The organism is Streptomyces sp. NPDC006134 (assembly GCF_040628835.1).
GTDB lineage: Bacteria > Actinomycetota > Actinomycetes > Streptomycetales > Streptomycetaceae > Streptomyces.
Genome location: NZ_JBEXTV010000082.1, coordinates 21421 through 30698 on the forward strand (window position 1 = coordinate 21421; position 9278 = coordinate 30698).

General features: G+C 72.8%; 7 protein-coding genes. 5 read left to right on the forward strand and 2 right to left on the reverse strand.

Annotation, left to right across the window (positions count from 1 at the left end):
* Positions 1-75 precede the first annotated feature (75 nt).
* Positions 76-1110: a class II fructose-bisphosphatase gene (glpX, locus tag ABZ340_RS33820; RefSeq protein ID WP_358785708.1), complete on the forward strand. Its 1035-nt coding sequence runs from the start codon at positions 76-78 to the stop codon at positions 1108-1110.
* Between the two features lie 167 nt (positions 1111-1277).
* Here glpX and ABZ340_RS33825 read toward each other — a convergent pair whose 3' ends face one another.
* Both ABZ340_RS33825 and ABZ340_RS33830 read right to left on the reverse strand, forming a co-directional pair.
* Positions 1278-1655 (reverse strand): WhiB family transcriptional regulator, encoded by a 378-nt coding sequence (locus tag ABZ340_RS33825; protein ID WP_358785709.1) that lies wholly within the window; start codon positions 1653-1655, stop codon positions 1278-1280.
* 163 nt (positions 1656-1818) lie between these two features.
* Positions 1819-2526, reverse strand: coding sequence for a DUF1707 domain-containing protein (locus ABZ340_RS33830; protein WP_358785710.1), 708 nt, complete (start codon positions 2524-2526; stop codon positions 1819-1821).
* A 289-nt stretch (positions 2527-2815) separates the two neighbouring features.
* Here ABZ340_RS33830 and ABZ340_RS33835 point away from each other — a divergent pair, with 289 nt between their 5' ends.
* The 4 genes from ABZ340_RS33835 to ABZ340_RS33850 all read left to right on the forward strand — a co-directional run bounded on the left by ABZ340_RS33835 (position 2816) and on the right by ABZ340_RS33850 (position 9212).
* Positions 2816-4492: a fumarate hydratase gene (locus ABZ340_RS33835; protein ID WP_358785711.1), complete on the forward strand. Its 1677-nt coding sequence runs from the start codon at positions 2816-2818 to the stop codon at positions 4490-4492.
* Between the two features lie 77 nt (positions 4493-4569).
* Positions 4570-5985 carry a class II fumarate hydratase gene (locus ABZ340_RS33840; RefSeq protein ID WP_358785712.1) on the forward strand — a complete coding sequence of 472 codons (1416 nt, stop codon included), beginning with the start codon at positions 4570-4572 and terminating at the stop codon, positions 5983-5985.
* 85 nt (positions 5986-6070) lie between these two features.
* Entirely contained in the window at positions 6071-6850 is a 780-nt protein-coding gene (locus ABZ340_RS33845) for a DUF402 domain-containing protein (protein WP_358785713.1), read from the forward strand.
* 280 nt (positions 6851-7130) lie between these two features.
* Complete coding sequence (locus ABZ340_RS33850; protein ID WP_358785714.1) at positions 7131-9212, forward strand: SpoIIE family protein phosphatase; 2082 nt, start codon at positions 7131-7133, stop codon at positions 9210-9212.
* Positions 9213-9278: the final 66 nt, after the last annotated feature.

A 9278-nucleotide genomic window follows, 5' to 3' on the forward strand; every position in this document is an offset into this window, starting at 1 on the left:
ATTTTGTCTGCCTAACGATAGAGTCGGGACCAACACCCTCATCCGGCCGTCGTCGTATCAGAAAGGTGCGCTCCGATGACCGAGCATCATCATCTGCCGTCCGAGCTGGACGTCCCCTCCGAGGCCCCCGACCGCAACCTGGCACTGGAGCTGGTCCGGGTCACCGAGGCCGCGGCGATGGCCGCGGGCCGCTGGGTCGGGCGCGGGGACAAGAACGGCGCCGACGGCGCCGCGGTGCGCGCCATGCGGACCCTGGTCCACACCGTGTCGATGAACGGCGTCGTCGTCATCGGCGAGGGCGAGAAGGACGAGGCGCCGATGCTCTTCAACGGAGAGCGCGTCGGCGACGGGACCGGGCCCGAGGTCGACATCGCCGTCGACCCGATCGACGGCACCACGCTGACGGCCAAGGGCATGCCGAACGCGATCGCCGTCCTCGCGGCCACCGAGCGCGGGGCGATGTTCGACCCGTCCGCCGTCTTCTACATGGACAAGCTGGTCACCGGGCCGGAGGCCGCCGACTTCGTCGACATCGACGCGCCGGTGTCGGTGAACATCCGCCGGGTCGCCAAGGCCAAGCGGTCCACGCCCGAGGACGTCACCGTCTGCATCCTGGACCGGCCTCGCCACCAGGACCTGATCGACCAGGTCCGGGAGACCGGCGCCCGCATCAAGCTGATCTCCGACGGCGACGTCGCCGGCTCCATCCTGGCGCTGCGCGAGGGCACCGGCATCGACCTGCTGCTCGGCATCGGCGGCACCCCCGAGGGCATCATCTCGGCCTGCGCGGTGAAGTGCCTGGGCGGCACCATCCAGGGCAAGCTGTGGCCGAAGGACGACGAGGAGCGGCAGCGGGCGGTCGACGCCGGGCACGACCTGGACCGCGTCCTGACCACCGACGACCTGGTCTCCGGAGACAACGTCTTCTTCGCGGCGACCGGCATCACCGACGGCGAGCTGCTGCGCGGGGTGCGCTACCGCTCCGAGACCGCCATGACGTCGTCGATCGTCATGCGCTCCAAGTCGGGCACGGTCCGCCGGATCGACTCCGAGCACCGGCTGAGCAAGCTGCGCGCCTACAGCGCGATCGACTTCGACCGGGCGAAGTAGCTCCGCGCCCCCTGGGGGCGCCGCCCGCGCGATACCGGAAGGGGCACCCTCTGTGCGGAGAGGGTGCCCCTTCCGCGCGTTCCCGTGTGTCCCGTCCGGGGCGCTCCCGTGCGTTTCCGGGCCTTCCCGTGCGTTCCCGTGCGTTCCCGTGTGTCTCGCGGTGCCGGCTAACCGGCCGCCGCTATACGGCCGGTCGCGCGTGCCGCTTTCTTCAGCTCCATCTCGCGGCGCCGGCGCCGGGCCAGGACCACGCGGCGCTCGGCGGCGGTGAGGCCGCCCCAGACGCCGTACGGTTCGGGCTGGAGCAGCGCGTGTTCGCGGCACTCGACCATGACCGGACAGCGCGCGCAGACGCGCTTGGCCGCCTCTTCCCGCGAGAGCCGGGCAGCCGTGGGTTCCTTGGAGGGCGCGAAGAACAGGCCGGCCTCGTCGCGGCGGCACACCGCCTCGGTGTGCCACGGGGCGTCGTGGTCCCTGTCCCGTGCGGGCACCCGCTGGGCCGGAACGGCAGCTACCTGCAGGGACGAATGCGGCGGTTGCAGCACGGTCTACTCCTGACGACGGCTTCGCGAGCGAGAGACGATGCAGCAAGGCCTACCCACTGTGTGCGCGCCTATGCACTGCGTCCCCAACCGCCGGCTCTGCGGGGGTCGTCACGCCCCCGCGGAGCCGGCCGGGCCGCCGCGGGGCCGGCCGGATTCACGACCGTCAATGATCCAGGTGTTTGCGCAGGCTCCGGTCGACCTTGCGGTGGACCCGGTCGAGGAGGTCCGCGACGATCTTGCCCCGCCGGGGCCGCGCCTCGACGCTGCCCAGCACGGCCCAGCCGTCGACGTAGACGACGGGGGCCTCGGCCTCGGCCGAGTCGCGGGTGTCCACCTCGAAGTTGCCCAGCACGCCGCCGCCCATGCCGCGCAGCGACACGTTCTCCGGGACGCGGACCTCGACGCTGCCGAAGACCGCGAACGCCTTGATCACCACCTGCTGGTACTCGAAGATCGCCTCGCTGAGGTCGATCTCGACGCTGCCGAAGACCGCCCAGGCGTGGATCCGGCGGCCCGCGCGGCGGCGGCCCTTGCGGACGGCGCCGCTGAACACCGCGACGACGTTCTCGTCGGGATCGGCCGGGATGGCGCCGGCCTCGGGGCGGTGGGGAGCGGGCGCGTAGGCCCGGCCGGCCCGGCCCTCGTGCGCGGCGGGCAGGTCCCGTACGAACACGTCCAGCTCGCCGACGGTCTTGGCGGCCAGCACGCCCTCGACGCGCTCGGCGTGCTCCTCCGCCGTGAGGCGGCCCTCGGCGAGGGCCTCGCGGAGCATGTCGGCGATGCGGTCCCGGTCTGCGTCCGAGGCGCGCAACTCGGAGACGGGCGGAGGTGCGGGCGGCTCCGGCTGCGGTGCGTGCTTCTGAAGGTCCACGGCAGCAGCGTACCGAAACGCGATAGATCGCGACTAGGGGTGGCGGCGATCCGGCGCCGGTGGGCCGGTGGGCCGGTGGGCCGGTGCAGGCAGCCCGAAGGCGGCGATGGACCGACGGCGGTGGACCGACGGAGGCGGCCCGGCAGCGATGGACCGAAGACGACGGCCCGAAGGCGACGGACCGGACGCGACGAACTGAGCCTTACCTCACAGACCCGCCGTCGGCGGCAGGTTCTACGCTGGTGGACGCTGCCAACGGAGGCCAGCCGCTGTCTGTCGTGAGTGAGGAATGGGCGAGATGCCTGAGTTCGCGTACACCGATCTGCTCCCCATGGGAGAGGACACCACCCCCTACCGGCTGGTGACCTCCGAGGGCGTTTCCACCGTCGAGGGACCGGACGGGCGGACGTTCCTGAAGGTGGAGCCGGAGGCGCTGCGCAAGCTGGCCGAGGAGGCCATCCACGACATCCAGCACTACCTGCGGCCCGCGCACCTGGCGCAGCTGCGCCGGATCATCGACGACCCCGAGGCGTCGAACAACGACAAGTTCGTGGCGCTGGACCTGCTGAAGAACGCCAACATCGCCGCCGCCGGCGTGCTCCCCATGTGCCAGGACACCGGCACGGCGATCGTCATGGGCAAGCGCGGCCAGAACGTGCTGACGGCGGGCCGCGACGAGGAGGCCCTCTCACGTGGCATCTACGACGCCTACACCAAGCTGAACCTGCGCTACTCGCAGATGGCACCGCTGACCATGTGGGAGGAGAAGAACACCGGCTCCAACCTCCCCGCCCAGATCGAGCTGTACGCCACCGACGGGGACGCCTACAAGTTCCTGTTCATGGCCAAGGGCGGCGGCAGCGCCAACAAGTCCTTCCTCTACCAGGAGACCAAGGCGGTCCTGAACGAGACCTCCATGATGAAGTTCCTGGAGGAGAAGATCCGCTCGCTGGGCACGGCCGCCTGCCCGCCGTACCACCTGGCGATCGTCGTCGGCGGCACCAGCGCCGAGTACGCGCTGAAGACCGCGAAGTACGCCTCCGCGCACTACCTGGACGACATGCCCACCGAGGGCTCGCCCCTCGGCCACGGCTTCCGGGACAAGGAGCTGGAGGAGAAGGTCTTCGAGCTCACCCAGAAGATCGGCATCGGCGCGCAGTTCGGCGGCAAGTACTTCTGCCACGACGTCCGCGTGATCCGCCTGCCGCGCCACGGCGCCTCCTGCCCGGTCGCCCTCGCGGTCTCCTGCTCCGCCGACCGCCAGGCCGTCGCCAAGATCACCGCCGAGGGCGTCTTCCTGGAGCAGCTGGAGAGGGACCCGGCGCGCTTCCTGCCGGACACCACCGACGCCCAGCTCGACGAGGGCGACGTGGTGAAGATCGACCTGAACCAGCCGATGGAGCAGATCCTCGCCGAGCTGACCAAGTACCCGGTCAAGACCCGGCTGTCGCTGACCGGCCCGCTGGTGGTGGCCCGCGACATCGCGCACGCCAAGATCAAGGAGCGGCTGGACGCGGGCGAGGGCATGCCGCAGTACCTGAAGGACCACCCGGTGTACTACGCCGGTCCGGCCAAGACCCCCGAGGGGTACGCCTCCGGTTCCTTCGGCCCGACGACGGCCGGCCGCATGGACTCCTACGTCGAGCAGTTCCAGGCGGCGGGCGGCTCGAAGGTGATGCTGGCCAAGGGCAACCGCAGCAAGCAGGTCACCGACGCGTGCGCCGCGCACGGCGGCTTCTACCTGGGCTCCATCGGCGGCCCCGCCGCCCGCCTGGCGCAGGACTGCATCAAGAAGGTCGAGGTCCTGGAGTACGAGGAGCTCGGCATGGAGGCCGTCTGGAAGATCGAGGTGGAGGACTTCCCCGCCTTCATCGTCGTCGACGACAAGGGCAACGACTTCTTCCAGGACCCGGCTCCGCAGCCGACCTTCACGTCCATCCCGGTGCGGGGCCCCGGCCTCGGCTGACGGACGCGGTGACGGTCCGCCTCCACGGGGAACAGTGGTCCCGTCGCGGACGCTGTGAGACGTGGAGGTGATCGTCGATGACCGACGAGGGACAGGACAGGACCGGCCGGAGCGAGTACCGCATCGAGCACGACTCGATGGGCGAGGTGCGGGTGCCCGCCCACGCCAAGTGGCGGGCCCAGACCCAGCGGGCGGTGGAGAACTTCCCCGTCTCCGGGCAGCGCATCGAGCGCGCGCACATCGAGGCGCTGGCACGGATCAAGCAGGCGGCGGCGAAGGTCAATGCCGAGCTGGGCGTCCTGGACGGGGAGACCGCCCGGGCGATCCAGGAGGCCGCCGCCGAGGTGGCCGCCGGGCGGTGGGACGACCACTTCCCCGTCGACGTGTTCCAGACCGGTTCCGGGACCTCGTCCAACATGAACGCCAACGAGGTCATCGCCACCCTCGCCAGTGAGCGCCTGGGACGTGACGTGCATCCCAACGACCACGTCAACGCCTCCCAGTCGTCCAACGACGTCTTCCCGTCCTCCCTCCACATCGCGGCCACCGCCGCCGTCACCCGGGACCTGGTCCCGGCCCTGGAGCACCTGGCGGCGGCGCTGGAGCGCAAGGCGGAGGAGTTCGCCGACGTGGTGAAGGCCGGGCGCACCCACCTGATGGACGCCACGCCCGTGACGCTGGGGCAGGAGTTCGGCGGGTACGCCGCCCAGGTCCGGTACGGCGTGGAGCGGCTGCATGCCTCCCTGCCCCGGCTCGCCGAGCTGCCGCTGGGCGGCACCGCCGTCGGCACCGGCATCAACACCCCGCCCGGCTTCTCCGCCGCCGTCATCGCGGAGGTGGCCCGCGCGACCGGGCTGCCGCTCACCGAGGCGCGCGACCACTTCGAGGCGCAGGGCGCGCGGGACGGCATCGTCGAGACCAGCGGGCAGCTGCGGACGATCGCCGTCGGCCTGACGAAGATCGCCAACGATCTGCGCTGGATGGCCTCGGGGCCGAGGACCGGCCTGGCGGAGATCTCCCTGCCCGACCTCCAGCCCGGCTCGTCGATCATGCCGGGGAAGGTGAACCCGGTCGTCCCCGAGGCGGTGCTCATGGTGTGCGCGCAGGTCGTGGGCAACGACGCGACCGTCGCCACCGCCGGGGCGGCCGGCAACTTCGAGCTCAACGTGATGCTGCCGGTCATCGCCAAGAACGTGCTGGAGTCCGTCCGGCTGCTCGCCAACGTCACGCGGCTGCTGGCCGACCGCACCGTCGACGGCATCGTGGCGCACCGCGACCGGGCGCGCGAGTACGCCGAGTCGTCGCCGTCCGTCGTCACCCCGCTCAACAAGTACCTCGGGTACGAGGAGGCCGCCAAGGTCGCCAAGAGGGCGCTGGCCGAGCGGAAGACGATCCGCCAGGTGGTGATCGAGGGCGGTTACGTCGAGCGCGGCGACCTGACCGAGGGTCAGCTGGACGAGGCGCTGGACGTCCTGCGGATGACGCATCTCTGACCGGGCTCGCACCGCCCGCGCGCCCGGCGTGCGAACCGTGACGCGCGCCGCAGCGTCGTATGCACCGGGCACCTAATATCTGGCCATGACGGACGGTGAAGCGGTGACGGCAGCGGCGGGGACGGGCGAAGCGGCGGCACGCGCGGGCGGCACGGCGGCGAGAGCGGCCGGAGCTGCGGCGCACGCGGGCGGGGTGGCGGCCCGGACGGGCGGGGCGGTGGCCCACTGGGCGCCCGGGAGCCAGATCCTGTGGCGGTACCGGGAGAACGGCGGCCCGCGCATACACATCGCCCGCCCCGTCACCGTCGTACGGGACGACGCCGATCTGCTCGCCGTGTGGATGGCGCCGGGCACCGAGTGCGTGAAGCCGGCGCTCGCCGACGGCACCCCGGTCCACCACGAGCCGCTGGCGTCGCGCTACACCAAGCCGCGGACCGTGCAGCGCGACCGGTGGTTCGGCACCGGTGTGCTGAAGCTGGCGCGGCCGGGCGAGCCCTGGTCGGTGTGGCTGTTCTGGGAGCCGGGCTGGCGGTTCAAGAACTGGTACGTGAACCTGGAGGAGCCGCTGGCCCGCTGGCCGGGCGGCGTCGACTCCGAGGACCATTTCCTGGACATCTCCGTCCAGCCGGACGGCCGTTGGCAATGGCGGGACGAGGACGAGTTCGCGCAGGCCCAGCGGGACGGGCTGATGGACGCCGCGCTCGCCGAGCGGGTGCGCCGGGCGGGACGGTCCGCGGTGGCGGTGATCGACGCCTGGGGGCCGCCGTTCTGCGACGGCTGGCAGGACTGGCGCCCGGACCCCTCATGGCCGGTACCGTCGTTGCCCGAGGACTGGGATCGTACGCCCGCGCATGTGTCCACATGAGACCCTTGATGCGCCCCCGGGCAAGAAACGTAGGATCGTCCTCCGCAAGAGAGCGCGGCGGCAACGAGCGGAACACGCGCTGGGCTTGACCGATCGTCACCGAGGGGCGGCAGGACGTGAGCGAAAGGGACGAGGGCACCGCCGGAACGGACCGCAAACAGTCCGCCGGCCGCACGGAAACAGCCTCTGACCACACGGGAATTCCGTTCCTGGGGCAGGTATACCGGGTATCGGGACTTCTGCGGGACGAACTGCGCGCGCGGCGCGCAGCCCCGGACGGATGGATTCGACACGCGTGACGGAGCACCCGACCTCCTTCGAACGCCCCACGGCGGGCGTCGACCCCGCGGATCCCCGCGGGGCGCTGCTTCCTGCCTCCGCGCCGGCGCACGCGCCCGGCGCGACCGCCTTACCCACTCCGGGCGCCCAGGGACGGGCTCCGGAGGCGCCGTCCGGCCCGGAGACGGACCCGGCCGGTGCCTTCGAGCACTCCCAGCCGGTCGCCGGGCAGGCGGCCGAGCCCGACACGCACCGGCCGCGGCCCGCCCCCGAGGGCATCCCGGCCCAGCCGGGCGCCGCCGTGGCCCCGGCCGCCGGGACGCCGACGGGGCCCGAGCGCCGTACCGGGCAGCTCCCGGCGCCCGGCCGGCCCACGCCGATGCGCCGGGACGGGGACCGGCTGAGGTTCGTGGGGGCCGCGACCCGGCGGATCGCCCGGGGCATGGACCTCGACGAGATCGTGATGGGCCTGTGCCGGGCCACCGTGCCCACGTTCGCCGACGCGATCCTCGTCTATCTGCGCGAGCCGCTGCCGGTCGGCGACGAGCGGCCGTCGGGCCCGCTGGTGCTGCGGCTGCGCCGCACCGACCGGATACCGGCCGACCGCGACACCGAGGGCGGGTTCATGCCGGCCGTCCAGCCGGAGCCGTCCGAGCTGGACTCGGTCGGCTCCGAGCTGTGCGAGGTGCGGCCGGGCAGCGCGCTCGCCGAGGTGCTGCGCGGGGTGCGGCCGGTCTTCACGGACGCGCCCGCCGCCCGTGCCGCGCTCCCCGAACTGCTCGGCGACGGCTGCGAGTTCGCGATACCCGGCGGGCAGCGCGCCATCCTCGCGCCGCTGCGGGGGCGGCGCCGGGTGATCGGGGCGGCGCTGTTCCTGCGCGGCCCGGAACGCATCGCGTTCGAGACCGACGACCTGCTGGTGGCGGCCCAGCTCGCCACGCACAGCGCCCTCGGCATCGACAAGGCGGTGCTCTACGGCCGTGAGGCGTACATCGCCGACGAGCTGCAGCGCACCATGCTGCCGGAGAACCTGCCGCGCTGCACCGGCGTGCGGCTGGCCTCCCGCTACCTGCCCGCCGCGGAGACCGCGCGGGTGGGCGGCGACTGGTACGACGCCATCCCGCTGCCCGGCAGCCGGGTCGCCCTCGTCGTCGGCGACGTCATGGGCCACTCCATGACCTCGGCGGCGATCATGGGCCAGCTGCGCACGACCGCGCAGACCCTGGCCGGGCTCGACCTGCCGCCGCAGGAGGTCCTGCACCACCTCGACGAACAGGCCCAGCGCCTGGGCACCGACCGCATGGCGACCTGCCTGTACGCCGTGTACGACCCGGTCGCGCACCGCATCACCGTCGCCAACGCCGGCCACCCGCCGCCCGTCCTGCTGCACCTGGGCGGCCGGGCGGAGGTGCTGTCGGTGCCGGCGGGCGCCCCGATCGGGGTCGGCGGCGTCGACTTCGAGGCGGTGGAGCTGGACGCGCCCGCCGGGGCCACCCTGCTGCTGTACACCGACGGGCTGGTGGAGTCCCGGCTGCGGGACGTGTGGACCGGCATAGAGCAGCTGCGGGAGAAGCTGGAGGCGACCGCCGAGCTGACCGGAGCCGACCACGCGCCGCCGCTGGAGGCGCTGTGCGACGAGGTGCTGGACATGCTCGGCCCGGGCGACCGGGACGACGACATCGCGCTGCTCGCCGCCCGCTTCGACGGGATCGCGCCGAGCGACGTGGCGTACTGGGAGCTGGAGCCGGAGGAGACCGCTCCCGGCCGGGCCCGGCGCCTGGCCCGCCGGGAACTGGCCCGCTGGGGCCTGGAGGAGCTCACCGACTCCGTGGAGCTGCTGGTGAGCGAGGTGGTGACCAACGCCGTGCGGTACGCCTCCCGGCCGGTGACCCTGCGGCTGCTGCGCACGGACGTGCTGCGCTGCGAGGTCGGCGACGACGTGCCGCAGCTGCCGCGCCTGCGGCAGGCGCGGGCCACGGACGAGGGCGGGCGCGGGCTGTACCTGGTGAACCGGATGGCCCGGCGGTGGGGCGCGACCCGGCTGAGCACCGGCAAGGTGGTCTGGTTCGAGCTGAACCGGTGACTGGACCGGTGGCCTTCGGGCCCCACCGGTGACGAGACGGCGCGGGGCGCCCGGCCACTGCCGGGC